The sequence below is a fragment of the Actinacidiphila cocklensis genome (genome assembly GCF_907177275.1).
GTDB classification, from domain to species: Bacteria; Actinomycetota; Actinomycetes; order Streptomycetales; family Streptomycetaceae; genus Actinacidiphila; species Actinacidiphila cocklensis.
The window spans coordinates 1-15,210 of the sequence record NZ_CAJSLV010000100.1 but is presented as its reverse complement, the minus strand read 5'-3'; the positions used below and the strand labels follow the sequence as shown (position 1 = coordinate 15,210).

The window sequence follows — 15,210 nt, the reverse complement described above, 5'->3', positions numbered from 1 at the left end:
CGGCCGAAAGGGCGGTACCGGCGGCGGTGTTCGTCGCAGCAGCGACGGCGGCGGGGTTCAAAGTGCGCGCTCCCCCATAAGACCGGCCGCACCCTTGGCGAGCATCTCGGCGGCGAGTTCGCGGCCCAGGGCGCGCGCTTCGTCGTCGGACGCCGGTACGGGACCGGTGATGGACATCTGCACCAGCGAGGTGCCGTCGGTGGTACCGACGACGCCGCGCAGGCGCAGCTCGGAAGTCTGCCCGTCGGCCACAAGGTCGGCCAGCGCGCCCACAGGGGCGCTGCAGCCGGCCTCGAGGGCGGCGAGCAGGGATCGCTCGGCGGTCACGGCGATCCGGGTGAGCGGATCGTCGAGCCCGGCGAGCTGTGCGGCCAGCTCCGGGTTGGAAGCGGCGCACTCAACAGCCAGTGCCCCCTGGCCGGGGGCGGGCAGTACGGCGTCGGCGGCGATCAGCTCGGTCGCCTCCGCGATCCTGCCGATACGGTTCAGCCCGGCGGCGGCCAGCACGACGGCGTCGAGCTTGCCGGAAGTAACGTACCCGATCCTGGTGTCAACGTTGCCACGGATCGGTACCGTCTCGACGTTCAGTCCGTGTGACCGCGCCCACGCGTTGAGCTGGGCCGCCCTGCGGGGCGACCCGGTGCCGACGGTGGCGCCGGGCGGCAGCGACTCGAAGGTCAGCCCGTCCCTGGCGACCAGCGCGTCGCGCGGGTCCTCGCGGACCGGGATCGCGGCCAGCGTCAACCCCTCGGGGGCGGCGGTCGGCAGGTCCTTCAGGCTGTGCACGGCGAAGTCGATGTCGCCGGCCAGCAGGGCGTCGCGCAGTGCGGAGACGAAGACCCCGGTGCCGCCGATCTGGGCCAGGTTCTCCCGTGAGACGTCGCCGTAGGTGGTGATCTCCACGAGCTCGACGTCGCGTCCGGTGAGCTGCCGCACCTGCTCGGCGACCATGCCGGACTGGGCCGTCGCCAGTTTGCTCCTGCGGGTGCCGAGCCGCAGCGGCGGCGCGCTCTCTGACCGCAGTTCCTCGCGCCCCTTCGGAGCGCCCGCCGGGTTATTCATTGCCGCCCTCAATTCGGTTGGGCACCCGGGCCGGAGGCCTGGGGGACTCGGCCCGGCTGACGGCGGCGACCGCCTGCGGGTCGAGGTCGAAGAGTTCGCGCAGCGCGTCGGCATACCCGGCGCCGCCGGGCTCGCCCGCGAGCTGCTTGACCCGCACGGTCGGCGCGTGCAGGAGCTTGTCGACGACGCGGCGCACGGTCTGGGTGATCTCCGCGCGTTCCTTGTCGTCCAGATCGGGCAGCCTACCGTCGAGCCGGGAAAGTTCACCCGCCACGACGTCGGCCGCCATCGCGCGCAGCGCCACCACGGTCGGGGTGATCCGGGCGGCGCGCTGGGCGGCGCCGAAGGCGGCGACCTCCTCGCCGACGATCGCCTGGACGGCGTCCACGTCGGCGGCCATCGGCGCGTCGGCGGACGCGGCGGCCAGCGACTCGATGTCGGCCAGCACCACACCGTCGAGGTCGTGCGCCGCGGGGTCGACGTCCCGCGGCATGGCCAGGTCGAGTACGGCCAGCGGGCGGCCGGCCGCCCGCAGGTCGTCGGCGCTGAGCACCAGGCCGGTGGAGCCGGTGCAGGACACCACGATGTCGGCTTCGGCCAGTGCGGTCGCGAGCCGGGTCATGCTCACCGCGTGCGCCTCGGTGCCCTGCTCGGTGAGCTGGGCGGCCAGCCGGACGGCGCGCTCGGGGGTGCGGTTGGCGATCGTCAGCCGGGCGACGCCGGCCCGCGCCAGCGTGGCGGCGGCCAGCGACGACATGGAGCCGGCGCCGACGACCAAGGCGCGCTTGCCCGCGAGCGGGCCGGTCGCGGGGGCGAGCTGGGCCAGGCCGAAGGTGACCAGGGACTGCCCGGCCCGGTCGATGCCGGTCTCGGAGTGGGCGCGCTTGCCGACCCGCAGCGCCTGCTGGAAGAGGTCGTTGAGCAGCCGCCCCGCGGTGTGCAGCTCCTGGCCGACCGCGAGGGCGTCCTTGATCTGGCCGAGGATCTGGCCCTCGCCGACGACCATCGAGTCCAGGCCGCAGGCCACCGAGAGCAGGTGGTGGACGGCGCGGTCCTCGTAGTGCACGTACAAATACGGGGTCAGCTCTTCCAGGCCGACACCGCTGTGCTGGGCCAGCAGCGTGGACAGCTCGGCGACACCGGCGTGGAACTTGTCGACGTCGGCGTACAGCTCGATGCGGTTGCAGGTGGACAGCGCCACCGCCTCGCTCGCCGGCTCGGCGGCCAGCGCGTCCTGCAGCAGCTTCCCGCGCGCGTCCTCGGTGAGCGCGGCCCGCTCCAGCACGCTCACCGGCGCGCTGCGGTGCGAGAGCCCGACGACCAGCAAGCTCATGCCGGCATCACGGCGGGTACGTCCCCGTCGGGCTCCTGGCGCCCTTCACCGGCCTTGCGCTGCTCGTGGAACGCGAGGATCTGCAGCTCGATGGACAGGTCGACCTTGCGGACGTCCACGCCGTCCGGCACCGACAGCACGGTGGGGGCGAAGTTGAGGATCGAGGTCACCCCGGCGTTGACCAGCCGGTCGGTGACCTCCTGCGCGGCGCCTGCGGGGGTCGCGATGACCCCGATCGACACCTGGTTGTCGGCGACGATCGCTTCCAGCTCGTCGATGTGCCGCACCGGCAGTCCCGCGACCAGGCGTCCGGCGAGCGAGGCATCGGCGTCCAGCAGGGCGGCGACGCGGAAGCCGCGGGAGGCGAATCCGCCGTAGTTGGCGAGGGCGGCGCCCAGGTTGCCGATACCGACGATGACGACCGGCCAGTCCTGGGTGAGGCCCAGTTCGCGGCTGATCTGGTAGACGAGGTACTCGACGTCGTAGCCGACGCCCCTCGTGCCGTACGAGCCGAGGTAGGAGAAGTCCTTGCGCAGCTTGGCCGAGTTGACCCCGGCGGCGGCGGCTAGCTCCTCCGAGGACACGGTGGGCACCGAGCGCTCGGACAGAGCGGTCAGCGCCCGCAGGTACAGCGGAAGCCTGGCGACGGTGGCCTCGGGAATCCCTCGGCTGCGGGTCGCCGGTCGGTGCGATCGGCCAGTTGCCACGGTGCTCCTGCGGGTAGAGCTGGGCTGAGGGCGACCACGGTCTTTGGAGCCGCCCCGTGCATGCCAGGCTATGTCTTTGTGAACGCGTGCACAAAGATGGTGTCCGTTTTGCCCGGCGGAAGTGATGGGCATCACGCACTCCCATAACGGGCATTGGGCACGCTTCGCCGTGGCGAATCGTTGCTGCGGCGCTTCCAGAGCGCGTCCGCGGCCGCCTGCAGTACGGGGACCTCCGGCCAGCGGACACCTGCAGCCTGCAACAACCGCTGGTCGAGAGCGGACGAGCCGGCGCCGCCCGCGCCGTCGGCCGCGATACGGGACTGCGCCACAAAGTGGCCGAAAAGCGCCGCCGTGGCACGGGCGTCGCCGAGGGCGGTGTGCGGAGCCCAGCCGGTCACTCCCAGCGCCTGCGCGCACGCGCGCAGCGACAGCCCGTAGGGCGCGGGGTGTTCGCGCCTGCCGTCGGCGGCCATCCGCATCGTGCACAGCTCGGGGACTTCCGGCAGCCGCACGCCGAGCCGGGCGAACTCGGCGGCCAGGAACGCCCGGTCGCAGCCGACGTTGTGCCCGACCAGCACCCGGCCGCGCAGCAGCGTCAGCAGCCGGGCGGCGATCCCCGCGAAGTGCGGCGCGCCGCCGAGGTGGGCCGGCTCGATGCCGTGGATGTGCGTCGGGCCGACGGGACCCTGCGGGTCGACGAGGGTCGTGAACTCGCCCTCGGGCTCAAGATCGCGGTCCAGCAGGACGAGCGCCAGCTCGACGACCCGGTGCCGCCGCGACGACGAACCGGTCGCCTCCACGTCCACCACCGCGTAGCCGCTCGCCGCGGTCGCCACCACCGAGGGCACTCGGCACGCTCCTCACACATCGCCCCCGGCCGTACAAAACGCCCTCGATCCTACCCGACCGCCCGAACCGCCCCTGGCGGCGAGCGGCGGGGCACCGGGTCAGGAGGCCAGCGCCCGCCGCAGGCGGGACCCGTCGACACGCCAGAAGGTGTGCTGCTCGCCGTCCACCAGGACGACGGGGATCTGCTCCCAGTAGCGGCGGTACAGCTCCTCGTCCTGCGTGATGTCCTGCTCCACCACGACCGCCCCGGTCTCGGCGGCGACCTCCTCCACCACAGCGCGGGCGTCATCGCACAGATGGCACCCCGGCTTCCCGATCAGCGTCACGGTCCTGGCAGTCGTCATACGGCTCATTGTGACTCCCGCGGTTCACGTGCCCGCATCGTGGCCGAACCGGCCATGTCGCACAGGGTCGTTATGCTCGCGCTATGGCCGCAATCAGATGGCTCACCCCCCGCAGGCAGTCCGCCACGGAGCGGAACGTGCTGGCCGGCGAGGCCGCCGCCGCCGCCGCGGAGGCGGCACTGGCGACGAAGCCCCGGCCGCAGGCCGCGCAGGAAGAGGCGGAAGAGGCACAGGAACCGCCGTTCCCGGTGGCCGGCGACCCGCGCGCCGCCGCGTTCTTCGACCTCGACAACACCGTGATGCAGGGCGCCGCGCTCTTCCACTTCGGCCGCGGCCTGTACAAACGGCATTTCTTCGACACCCGCGACCTGGTGCGCTTCGCCTGGCAGCAGGCGTACTTCCGGATGGCGGGCTCCGAGGACCCCGAGCACATGCAGGACGCCCGCGACAGCGCGCTGTCCATCGTCAAGGGGCACCGCGTCGAGGAGCTGATGTCCATCGGCGAGGAGATCTACGACGAGTACATGGCGGGGAAGATCTGGCCCGGCACCCGCGCGCTGGCGCAGGCGCACCTGGACGCGGGCCAGCGGGTCTGGCTGGTCACGGCCGCACCCGTGGAGACCGCCACGATCATCGCCCGCAGGCTCGGCCTGACCGGCGCGCTGGGCACGGTCGCGGAGTCCGTGGACGGCGTCTACACCGGCCGGCTGGTCGGCGAGCCGCTGCACGGCCCGGCGAAGGCGGAGGCGGTGCGGGCACTGGCCATGAGCGAGGACCTCGACCTGTCGCGCTGCGCCGCGTACAGCGACTCGCACAACGACATCCCGATACTGTCGCTGGTCGGCCACCCGTACGCGATCAACCCCGACAGCCGGCTGCGCAAGCACGCCCGCGCCGAGGGCTGGCGGCTGCGCGACTACCGCACCGGGCGCAAGGCGGCCCGGATCGGCATCCCGGCCGCGGCGGGCATGGGCGCGGTCGCGGGCGGCGCCGCGGCGGCCATCGCCATCAGCCGCCGCCGCAAGTGACAAGGATGCGCCGGTAGTACGGCCGCAGAGCGCCTCGCGCGGCGCGCACACGCTCACAACACGGCCTCTGTGCGACCTGTTCACGAACGGAAGTGGTCAACAAGGGCTGCCTGTTCGATAATTGGTCGATCACCATTCCGTGCAGGAAGTGGCGCAAACGGCAATTTGCGCAACTCGGTGTAGCGTCGCCTGTACGAAGCGTTATTCTCCTCAGACGCAATCCGGAACCCACGCGTCGCCACGACGGGTGAACGGTCCCGTACTGCACGTGATGGAAGTTCTGCCTCTGGGAGTCCCGTGTACCCACACGACGGGGTTGACACCTCCGGCCTGGCTGCGTTGCGCGCACTGGTGCTCGACCGACTGATGCGCACAGTCCCCGCGTACGCCCTGCCCACCCTCGCCACGTCAGGTCCCACCGTCCCCGGCCCGGCGTACGCGCTGGCCGAAGTCAGCACAGCCGCAGGCAGACGCACCCGCAACAGCTCGTCCGCGGCCGGTACGAACGCCGCGGCCGCCGGCACCCATGCCCGCCGCCCGGCGTCCGACACCGACTCCGGCCGCATGATGGACCTGGTCGAGCGCGCCCAGGACGGCGAGACCGAGGCGTTCGGGCGGCTGTACGACCACTACAGCGACACCGTCTACCGGTACATCTACTACCGGGTCGGGTCCAAGGCCACCGCCGAGGACCTGACCAGCGAGACCTTCCTGCGCGCCCTGCGCAGGATCGGCACCTTCACCTGGCAGGGCCGCGACTTCGGCGCGTGGCTGGTCACGATCGCCCGCAACCTGGTCGCCGACCACTTCAAGTCGAGCCGTTTCCGGCTGGAAGTGACCACCGGGGAGATGCTCGACGCCAACGAGGTCGCCCGCAGCCCCGAGGACTCCGTCCTGGAGTCGCTGTCCAACGAGGCGCTGCTGACCGCGGTGCGCAAGCTCAACCCGCAGCAGCAGGAGTGCGTGACCCTGCGCTTCCTGCAGGGCCTGTCGGTGGCCGAGACCGCCCGCGTCATGGGCAAGAACGAAGGCGCGATCAAGACCCTGCAGTACCGGGCCGTGCGTACGCTGGCCAGACTCCTGCCAGACGACGCGAGGTGAGACCTCGGTGGCCCCGCACGATCATCACACCTGCGTAACCCAACTGGCGCGGCGCTCGTTGCTTCACGTGCAGACAACTTGTGCTCTGCGCCGGAACGCACGGCCTGCCGCGTTTCACTCGATCGGGTGCAACACGGTATGGGGCGCAACCCACGGGCGGCACGGGGAGTCGAGTGTGGATGACGAGAGGAGGTGCCGCCCGTGATCGGACAGGCAACGGCACACCGCCGGGCGAACGCCTTCGCCCAGGCCCTTGAGGACGCGGCCGTCCAGGAGGACACCGGTGCGGCGGAGCGGCAGCAGGGCGGCCACGGCAGCCATGCCGCGGCCCGGCACGCCGACCCCGAGCAGGGCGCGCTGCTCGCGCTCGCCGCGACGCTCGCCCAGCAGCCGCGGCCCGCGCTCGACCCCGAGCGCAAGACCGTGCAGCGGGCGCAGCTGATCGCCGCGATGGAGCAGGCGCTCGCCGACGGCAGCTTCCCGGTCACCGCCCGGGTGCCGGAGCAGCGCGGCGAGGGGCAGGGCGGCAGCCACCGGCTGCGGCGGCTCACCCCGACCAGCAAGCTCTCCCGGCGGCTCGCCGTCGGCGGGCTCACCGTCGGCGTCGCCGCGGGCGCCCTCGGCGGTGTCGCCGCGGCCAGCACCAACGCGCTGCCCGGCGACACGCTGTACGGCCTCAAGCGCGGCATGGAGGACCTCAAGCTCGACATGGCCAGCGGGGACGCCTCCCGAGGCAAGGTCTACCTCGACATGGCCTCCACGCGCCTCCAGGAGGCCCGCCGCCTCATGGACCGCGGCCGGGGCGGCCCGCTCGACGACGAGTCGGTCTCCGAGGTGCGCAAGGCCCTGTCGGGCATGCACCAGGAGGCCGCGGAGGGCCACCGGCTGCTCAGCCAGGCCTACCAGGAGGACGGCTCGATCCAGCCGATCGAGACGCTCAACACCTTCTCGGCGGCGCACCGGCAGGGCTGGACCGATCTGCGCGGCAAGCTGCCCAGCCAGCTCACCGACGTCTCCGACCAGGTCTCCTCGGTCTTCGACGCCATAGACCAGGAGGTCGCGCCGCTGCAGGGGCTGCTGCCGCAGCCGAAGAAGGGCGAGCGGGCGCACGGGGGTTCGGGCTCCACCGGCTCCGGTCCCTCCGGCGGTTCCGCGGCGCCGTCCGCGTCGCCGTCCGCCACACCCGAGGCGACCGCCACGGGTCCGCAGAGCGCGAGCCCCTCGCCGTCCGGCACGACGCCGGTCGGCGGGCTCATCGGCGGGACGAACCCGCTCGGGCAGCTCCCGCTCACCCCGGACCCGGGGTCACCTTCGCCCTCGGCCCCTGCCGACCACTCCGTGACCCTCCCACCGCTCCTCCCGGGCCTCCTCCCGGGCCTGGGCCTGGGCACCACGACGGACGACGAGGGCTAGCCGCCGGCCCCGCGTCCCTGGGAGCAGCCCTCTTCCGCAGGAAGGGGAGCGGCTTCCAGGGGCGCGGGGCCGGCGCGACCGCCGGCACGCGCCTCAGAAGAAGACGGAGCGGCGCTGCACCAGCAGCTCGTACAGCGTGTGCTGGATCGTCTCGCGGACCTGGTCGGTCAGGTTGAAGACCAGCATCGGGTCCTCCGCCGCCTCCGGCGGGTAGCCGTCCGTCGCGATGGGCTCGCCGAACTGGATCACCCACTTCGTGGGGAGCGGCACCAGCCCCGCCGGCCCCAGCCAGGGGAAGGTCGGCGTCAGCGGGAAGTACGGCACGCCCAGCAGCCGCGCCATCGTGCGGGAGTTCCCGACCATCGGGTAGATCTCCTCCGCCCCCACCACGGAGCACGGCACGATCGGCACCTTCGTCTTCAGCGCCGTCGCGACGAATCCCCCGCGCCCGAAGCGCTGCAGCTTGTAGCGGTCGGCAAAGGGCTTGCCGAGGCCCTTGAAGCCCTCGGGCATCACCCCGACCACCTCACCGCGCTCCAGCAGGACCTCCGCGTCCTCCGCGCACGCCAGCGTGTGGCCCAGCTTGCGGGCCAGCTCGTTGACCAGCGGCAGCATGAAGACCAGGTCCGCGGCGAGCAGCCGCAGGTGGCGGCCCGCCGGGTGGTGGTCGTGGACGGCGACCTGGGTCATCAGGCCGTCGAGCGGCAGCGTCCCCGAGTGGTTGGAGACGACCAGCGCACCGCCCTCCGCGGGGATGTTCTCGATCCCGCGGACCTCGACCCGGAAGTACGCCCCGAACATCGGCCGCAGCAGCGACATCAGCACCTGGTCGGTCAGCTCGGCGTCGTAGCCGAACTCGTCGACCTCGTAGTCCCCGGTGACCCGGCGGCGCAGGAAGGCCAGCCCCGAGGCGACCTTGCGCTCCCAGTCGCCGCCGAGCACCCGGTCGGCGACGGCGCCGAGGGCACCGGCGAGGTCGCCCGGCGGGTCCTGCCCGGGCGGCGGCTCGACCGGCCGCCCGCCGGCGGCCTGCGCGGGGATGCCGGGAGGCGGTACGGTCCCGTCCTCCTGCACCGCGGCCAGCGGCGGCTGCGCGCCGTCCGCGGTCTTGCCCGCCGCCTTGCCCGGCGCGGGCGTACGGCCGCGCGCGGGCCTGGGGCGCCCGGAGCCGCGCCGGCCGCGCGAGTCCTCGTCGAACGGGATCACCTTGGCATCGGCCATGGTCCCTGCTCCTTCTCCTGAGGCCCCCGAAGCATCCGCGGCACCCTGCGTGCCCGTGCCGCCGCCCGTCACCGCCGCGCCCCCGTCCCCGCGGCGCCGGCCGCGGGCGGCGGCACCGCGGCCGCCACCCTGTCCACGGCGGCGGCCAGCCGGGCCGGGGGCAGCAGCCCCGGGCCGTGGCTGCGGGCGAAGTCGTGGAAGGTCTCGGCGGTCGTGTACGTCGGCTCGAAGCCGAGCGTGTCCCGCATCTGCGTGGTGTCCACCACCCGGCCGTGGGTGAGCAGCCGGATCTGCTCGGGCGCGAAGTCCATGACGCCGGCCGTCCGCAGCACCTGCCCGATCCAGGTCACCGCGGGCAGCAGGACCGGCACGGTGGGCTTGCCCAGCCGCCTGGCGGTCTGCGACAGCAGCAGTACCCCGTCGCCCGCGATGTTGAAGGTGCCGCTGTTGAGCGTGCCGCGGCGGGCGTCGAACGCGGCGAGGACCAGCACGTCCAGCACGTCGTCCTGGTGCACGAACTGCAGCCGCGGGTCGTAGCCGAAGACCGTCGGGAGCACCGGCAGCGCGAAGAACTCCGCGAGCGGGGTGTCCGCGTCGGGGCCGAGGATGTTCGCGAAGCGCAGCACCGCGACCGCGACGTCGGGCCGGCGGCGGGCGAAGCCGCGTACGTACCCCTCGACCTCGACGGCGTCCTTCGCGAAGCCGCCGCTGGGCAGCGACTTGACCGGCGTCGTCTCGCGGAAGACCGCGGGGTCGCGCGGCGCGGAGCCGTAGACGCTGGTGGTGGACTTCACGACCAGCCGCTGCACGGTCGGCGCCTTCTGGCAGGCACCCAGCAGCTGCATGGCCCCGATGACGTTGGTCTCCTTGACCTGGGTGCGGCCGCCCGACCCCAGCGGGGTCCCGGTGACGTCCAGGTGCACCACGGTGTCGACCGAGTGCTGCGCCAGAACCTTGGCGATCATCGGCTGCCGGATGTCGGCCCTGACGAACTCCGCGCCGCCCAGGTCATGCTCCGGCGGCACCGCGTCGACGGCGACGACCCGGCCGACCCGGGGGTCGTTCTGGACGCGCCGGACGAACCTGCCGCCGAGCTGCCGCGCGGCGCCCGTGACGAGCACCACATTGCCCACGCCCACAGTTCAGCGCCTTCCTCGGGGAATACCCGCACCGTATCCCCTGCGCCTCCCCCGCGCGCCCCCCGACATGCACCCGTTGCGCCACGGACACAGGACGGCCCCCGCCCGGACATGCCACTGCCCTCCCCCAGCCGCCGGGAGGCGGTGGAGGAGGGCAGGAAGTGCGGCGGAAAGTCGCCCGCTTACTTCTTGTTGCGGCGCTGGACACGCGTCCGCTTCAGCAGCTTGCGGTGCTTCTTCTTGGCCATACGCTTACGCCGCTTCTTGATGACAGAGCCCACGACTACCCTCGCTTCGGTTTCACTCGGTGCGGGGCGTCCGAGCCCACACGACCTACGTCGGCCAAGCCTACCCGCCCGGAGCGGACGGACATAAACGAGGCCCACGCGAACGGTCGTCTGCCCGTCCGGGCCTTCTCAGGCAGATTCCACCCCCACGTAGGACTCCCGCAGGTACTCGTGCACCGCCTGCTCCGGAACCCGGAACGAACGGCCCACGCGAATCGCCGGCAGATGACCGCTGTGCACCAGGCGGTACACCGTCATCTTCGACACCCGCATCACCGCCGCCACTTCGGCGACGGTGAGGAAAACGACCTCGTTGAGAGGTCGGGTTTCAGTAGTAGCCATGACACACCTGAACCTTCCGCACACGCCGGGCACCGGCTTCCCCTCCGGCGACTCAAAGCGGCGCGTGCGCTCCCCCACAGATTAGGGGCGCATGAGGTAAGTGGGGAAGAGGAGTTGCCAATGGTTGACTACTGGGACAGCCAGGCACGCTTGAGTACGTAGCGCGTCAATGGCCGGTAGTAATCGGACCTGACGGCATCGTCGACAGGTACCGCCACCGATACGCTGCCCTCCGCCTCGGCCACGAAAACGGCCGGGTCGTCGCAGTCCGCCAGACCGATCGCCTCGATCCCCAACTGACCTGCGCCGCACACGAATCCGTGGTCTCCGACGACCAGTCCCGGCAGCATTCCGCCCTGCTCCGCGGCGGCTCCGAGAGCCACTCTGACGGGCAGCGGAGAATGGGTGTGCGCACCCGCCTCGACCGGCGGTCCGTCACTTTCCGTGTCCGTCGGGCGCACCACGGCGACCCCTCCGACGTACCGCAAATTATGGCGGCGTACGCCGAACTGCGTGGGCACGTCCACGCCGCGCCCATACGCGGGGGTGAGGACGACACATCCCGCCGCCGAGAGCGCCGCAGCCAAAGATGCGTAGAAACCAAGGAGACGATGTGGATGTCCTGTGCCCAGAAGCACCGGAATACGGTCATGGGCAGCCCGCGCGAGCCGCTCAGCGAACGCGTCGAGCGCCGCCACCGTACAGTCCGGGTCGATCGCGTCGGGACCCGACGTCAACTCCGGGTCGGGCGAGACCCCGCAGCGGTCGGCCATCAGCCGCAGCAGATCGGCCGCCGTCCACTCGCCCCGGGGGTCGAGCCCAAGCGTCTGCCGCGGGTCGCGCGCCGCGAACAGCCGATAGCTCGCCAGACTCTTCTCCCGCGGGGTCGCGACCTGCCCGGCCAGCCCGGCCGCCACCAGATGCGCGCGCAGCGCGCCGACACTCACCACACCATGATCGTGAAGGTCCGACTCGCCCACGGCGTGCGGAAACCGCCAAATTCACCCTACAGGTACCCGGGCCGCCCGAACACTGCCCGCCCGGACAGCCCCCGCACCCCGCTACGGCAGCAGCCCGTGCAGCGGGAAGACCGCCCGCCGGGTCGCCAGGACCGCCTGGTCCAGCCGGTCGGCGGGGTCGTAGCCGGCCTCCTCGAAGCCCGTCCAGCGCGGCTCGCGCCCATCGGTCATCCGCAGCGGCGCAGGCCGCCTGGTGCGCGCGTAGACCTCGTGCCGCCACTCCTCCGGAACCGCCGCCTCCGGCGCCAGCGGTGCACCCGCCGCGATCGCCACCAGATGCGTCCAGGCCCGCGGCACCACGTCCGTCACCGCGTAACCGCCGCCGCCGAGCGCCACCCAGCGCCCCTGCGCGTGCTCGTGCGCCAGCGCGTGGCAGGCCTCCGCGACCATCCGCTGGGCGTCCAGCGTCACCGCCAGGTGCGCCAGCGGGTCCTCCACGTGCGTGTCGGCCCCGTGCTGGCTGACCAGCACCTGCGGGCGGAACGCGGACAGCAGTTCGGGCACCACCGAGTGGAAGGCCCGCAGCCATCCCGCGTCCCCCGTCCCCGGCGGCAGCGCCACGTTGACCGCCCCGCCCTCGGCTGCCGGGCCACCGGTCTCCTGCGGCCAGCCGGTGTGCGGGAAGAGGCTGCTCGGATGCTCGTGCAGCGAGATCGTCAGCACCCGCGGGTCGTCCCAGAAGGCCGTCTGCACCCCGTCGCCGTGGTGGACGTCCACGTCGACGTACGCCACCCGCTCCACGCCCAGCTCCAGCAGCCGCGCCACCGCGAGGGCCGCGTCGTTGTAGACGCAGAATCCCGCCGCGGACCCCGGCATCGCATGGTGCAGCCCGCCCGCGAAGTTCACCGCGTGCGCCACGTCACCGCGCCACACCGCCTCCGCCGCCGCCACCGACTGCCCGGCGATCAGCGCCGAGACCTCGTGCATCCCGGGGAAGACCGGGTTGTCCTCCGTCCCCAGCCCGTACGAGGCGTACGCGCTGTACGCCGCCGCCACGGACGCCGGCTCCTGCGACGCCTTCCGCACCGCGGCCACGTAGTCCGCGTCGTGCACCAGCCTCAGCGTCGACTCGCCGGCGGGCGGTGCCGCCACCAGCCGCAGCGCCGGGTCGAGCCCGAAGGCCCGCACCAGATCCCGGGTGAGCACCAGCCGCACCGGGTCCATCGGGTGCCCGGGGCCGAAGTCGTAACCGGTGACCCGCTCATCCCACATCAACTGTGCTCGGCCGCTCATGGCCGACACCGTACCCGGCGGGCTCGGAGCCGAAGGACCTGGCGTAATGCAGCGTCGCCCCCACCAGCACCATCGGGACGAGCATCGCGCCGCGGTAGCTCCACGCGTCGCCCAGCGCCCCCACCAGGGGCGAGCCCACCAGGAAGCCCACGTAGTTGAAGACGTTCAGCCGCGCGATGGCCGTGTCCGACGCCCCCGGGAACAACCGCCCCGCCGCCGCGAAGGTCTGCGGCACGATCACGCACAGCCCGAACCCGAGCAGCGTGAAGCCCAGCATCCCCACCCACGCGCCCTGCGCCACCGCGACCACCGCGAAGCCCGCCATCGCCACGACCGTCCCCAGCCGCACCACGGCCACCGCACCGAACCGCCGTACCCCGAAGTCGCCCACAGAGCGGCCGAGCAGTGTCGTGACCATGTAGACGGCGTAGGGGACCGTCGAGAGCTGCTCGGAGCTGTGCAGGGTGTCCTGGAGGTACTTCGCGCTCCAGTTGGAGACCGTCGAGTCGCCGATGTACGCGAACGCCATCACCAGGCAGAGCGGCATCAGCAGCCGCATCACGACCTGCTGCGACTCCTTCGCCCCGGCCCCGTTCGTGTCCGCGTCCCCATCCGTCTCCCGGCCGTCGGCCGCGTCCCGGTACCAGCGGCTCGCCACCAGCGTCAGCGGGATCAGCAGCAGCACCGCCGGCCCGTACAGCGACACGAGCGAGACGTGCCAGTGCGCCCCCGACCAGGCCAGCGACGCGCCGACGATGCCGCCCAGGCTGTACGCGGCGTGGAAGCCCAGCATGATGCTGCGCCCGTACTCCCGCTGGAGGCTCACCCCGAGCATGTTCATCGACGCGTCCAGCCCGCCGACGCACACCCCGAACAGCGCCAGCGTCACCGCGGCCACCCACATGGCGTCCCCGGCCCCCAGGCCGAGCAGCACCAGCGCGACCACCGGCTGCACCCAGCGCAGCACGACACTCGGCCGCACCCGCTTGACCAGCTGCTCCGTCGCCACGCTGCCCAGCCCCGCCAGGATCGGCACAGCGGCCAGGAAGACCGGCAGCAGGCCGTCACTGATCCCGTAGCGGTCCTGGATCGCCGGAATCCGGGTCACCAGCAAAGCGAAGAGCGCACCCTGCGCGAAGAAGCTGACCGCGAGGGCGGCGCGGCCGTGCCGCAGGGACTGCGGGCGAGCGTCGTCGTCCATAAGCGAGCACGGTAGACGCGAAAGCTACGGATGAGTAGGTGCGCGCAGTCACGATCGTGCCTCGCGCCGGGATTTCCCCGGCACCCTTGCCCGGCACTGCTCCGGATCAGCGGAACAGCAGGTCGGGCAGCTCCGCCATGCTGCCGAAGAGGGCGGTGGCGTCCTTGAGCTTCGCGGCCGGCGTCATGGCCGTGTAGCCGTACACGTCCATCCCGGCCGCCCGGGCCGCCGCCACCCCGAGCGCGCTGTCCTCCACCACGGCACACCGCTCGGGCGGTACGCCCATGGTGCGGGCTGCGTGCTGGAACAGGTCCGGTGCCGGCTTCCCGCGCCCCACGTCCTGCGACGAGAAGATCCGCTCCTCCCCGAACCGCTCGTACAGCCCGGTCTTCCGCAGCGCGACCCTGATCCGGTCATGCCCCCCTGACGACGCCAGGCAGTACGGCACCCCGTCCGCCACCAGCTTCTCCAGGACGACGGCGACGCCTTCGACCGGCTCCAGTTCCCGCTCGAACGCGGCGAACACCCGCGCGTGATATCCCGCGTCGAACCCCTCGGGCAGGCTCCCGCCGTCCCTCTCCCGGACCACGTCGTGCACGCGGTGCATGGCGGCACCCATGAAGTCCCTGACCGAGTCGTCGAAGGTCGTCGGATACCCGGCCTCGGTCAGGCAGTCCGCCAGGATGCGGTTGGAGATCCGCTCGCTGTCCACGAGGACGCCGTCGTTGTCGAAGATGACCAGGTCGTATGCCACAGCGTCACGGTACAGGCAGGCAGAACGCAGAAAAGCGTCAGCCCCCGTGCAAGGCACGGGGGCTGACGCTTTATCAAAAATTGTTCGGCGGCGTCCTACTCTCCCACAGGGTCCCCCCTGCAGTACCATCGGCGCTGAAAGGCTTAGCTTCCGGGTTCGGAATGTAACCGGGCGTTT

Annotated in this window: 16 protein-coding genes and 1 rRNA gene; 3 read left to right on the top strand and 14 right to left on the bottom strand. The window is 72.2% G+C overall.

The features are described from left to right. Window positions 1–57: 57 nt before the first annotated feature. The 5 genes from hemC to NFU81_RS34870 form a co-directional block, all read right to left on the bottom strand. On the bottom strand, window positions 58–1,062 hold the full coding sequence (hemC, locus tag NFU81_RS34890; protein WP_251499389.1) for a hydroxymethylbilane synthase: 1,005 nt from the start codon (window positions 1,060–1,062) through the stop codon (window positions 58–60). Continuing rightward, entirely contained in the window at window positions 1,055–2,395 is a 1,341-nt protein-coding gene (locus NFU81_RS34885; protein WP_251499385.1) for a glutamyl-tRNA reductase, read from the bottom strand. Before NFU81_RS34885 ends, hemC begins: the two co-directional genes overlap by 8 nt. Continuing rightward, on the bottom strand, window positions 2,392–3,102 hold the full coding sequence (locus NFU81_RS34880) for a redox-sensing transcriptional repressor Rex (protein WP_033177671.1): 711 nt from the start codon (window positions 3,100–3,102) through the stop codon (window positions 2,392–2,394). Before NFU81_RS34880 ends, NFU81_RS34885 begins: the two co-directional genes overlap by 4 nt. A 131-nt stretch (window positions 3,103–3,233) precedes the next feature. Beyond that, window positions 3,234–3,950 carry a 3'-5' exonuclease gene (locus NFU81_RS34875; RefSeq protein WP_251499383.1) on the bottom strand — a complete coding sequence of 239 codons (717 nt, stop codon included), beginning with the start codon at window positions 3,948–3,950 and terminating at the stop codon, window positions 3,234–3,236. A gap of 99 nt (window positions 3,951–4,049) precedes the next feature. Next, window positions 4,050–4,295, bottom strand: a complete 246-nt coding sequence (locus NFU81_RS34870; RefSeq protein WP_251499380.1) for a glutaredoxin family protein — start codon at window positions 4,293–4,295, stop codon at window positions 4,050–4,052. Window positions 4,296–4,378: 83 nt separating this feature from the next. On the opposite strand from NFU81_RS34870, the gene NFU81_RS34865 reads away from it, so the two are divergent. The 3 genes from NFU81_RS34865 (at window position 4,379) to NFU81_RS34855 (ending at window position 7,837) form a co-directional block, all read left to right on the top strand. Further along, entirely contained in the window at window positions 4,379–5,323 is a 945-nt protein-coding gene (locus tag NFU81_RS34865) for an HAD family hydrolase (protein WP_251499378.1), read from the top strand. Between the two features lie 297 nt (window positions 5,324–5,620). Beyond that, window positions 5,621–6,424, top strand: coding sequence for an ECF subfamily RNA polymerase sigma factor, BldN family (locus tag NFU81_RS34860; RefSeq protein ID WP_251499375.1), 804 nt, complete (start codon window positions 5,621–5,623; stop codon window positions 6,422–6,424). A 201-nt stretch (window positions 6,425–6,625) separates the two neighbouring features. Next, entirely contained in the window at window positions 6,626–7,837 is a 1,212-nt protein-coding gene (locus NFU81_RS34855; protein ID WP_251499372.1) for a DUF5667 domain-containing protein, read from the top strand. Between the two features lie 93 nt (window positions 7,838–7,930). Here NFU81_RS34855 and NFU81_RS34850 read toward each other — a convergent pair whose 3' ends face one another. The 9 genes from NFU81_RS34850 to rrf all read right to left on the bottom strand — a co-directional run. Further along, a complete protein-coding gene (locus NFU81_RS34850; protein ID WP_251499369.1) occupies window positions 7,931–9,058 on the bottom strand; it encodes a lysophospholipid acyltransferase family protein in 1,128 nt (375 codons plus the stop codon). Between the two features lie 68 nt (window positions 9,059–9,126). Beyond that, a complete protein-coding gene (locus tag NFU81_RS34845) occupies window positions 9,127–10,191 on the bottom strand; it encodes an NAD-dependent epimerase/dehydratase family protein (RefSeq protein WP_251499367.1) in 1,065 nt (354 codons plus the stop codon). 188 nt (window positions 10,192–10,379) lie between these two features. Next, entirely contained in the window at window positions 10,380–10,478 is a 99-nt protein-coding gene (locus NFU81_RS34840) for a 30S ribosomal protein bS22 (protein ID WP_003948845.1), read from the bottom strand. Window positions 10,479–10,613: 135 nt separating this feature from the next. Continuing rightward, on the bottom strand, window positions 10,614–10,826 hold the full coding sequence (locus NFU81_RS34835; protein WP_031524045.1) for a helix-turn-helix domain-containing protein: 213 nt from the start codon (window positions 10,824–10,826) through the stop codon (window positions 10,614–10,616). A 128-nt stretch (window positions 10,827–10,954) separates the two neighbouring features. Then, window positions 10,955–11,776, bottom strand: coding sequence for a phosphatase (locus tag NFU81_RS34830; protein ID WP_251499364.1), 822 nt, complete (start codon window positions 11,774–11,776; stop codon window positions 10,955–10,957). A gap of 111 nt (window positions 11,777–11,887) precedes the next feature. Next, the gene (locus tag NFU81_RS34825) at window positions 11,888–13,078 is read right to left on the bottom strand and encodes an acetoin utilization protein AcuC (protein ID WP_251499362.1); all 1,191 of its coding nucleotides are present in this window, start codon (window positions 13,076–13,078) and stop codon (window positions 11,888–11,890) included. Beyond that, a complete protein-coding gene (locus tag NFU81_RS34820) occupies window positions 13,047–14,279 on the bottom strand; it encodes an MFS transporter (protein ID WP_251499360.1) in 1,233 nt (410 codons plus the stop codon). The genes NFU81_RS34825 and NFU81_RS34820 overlap by 32 nt, the downstream gene beginning before the upstream one ends. A 106-nt stretch (window positions 14,280–14,385) precedes the next feature. Then, entirely contained in the window at window positions 14,386–15,033 is a 648-nt protein-coding gene (locus NFU81_RS34815) for an HAD family hydrolase (protein WP_251499358.1), read from the bottom strand. 82 nt (window positions 15,034–15,115) lie between these two features. After that, window positions 15,116–15,210 (bottom strand): 5S ribosomal RNA (gene rrf / locus NFU81_RS34810); the annotation flags it as partial.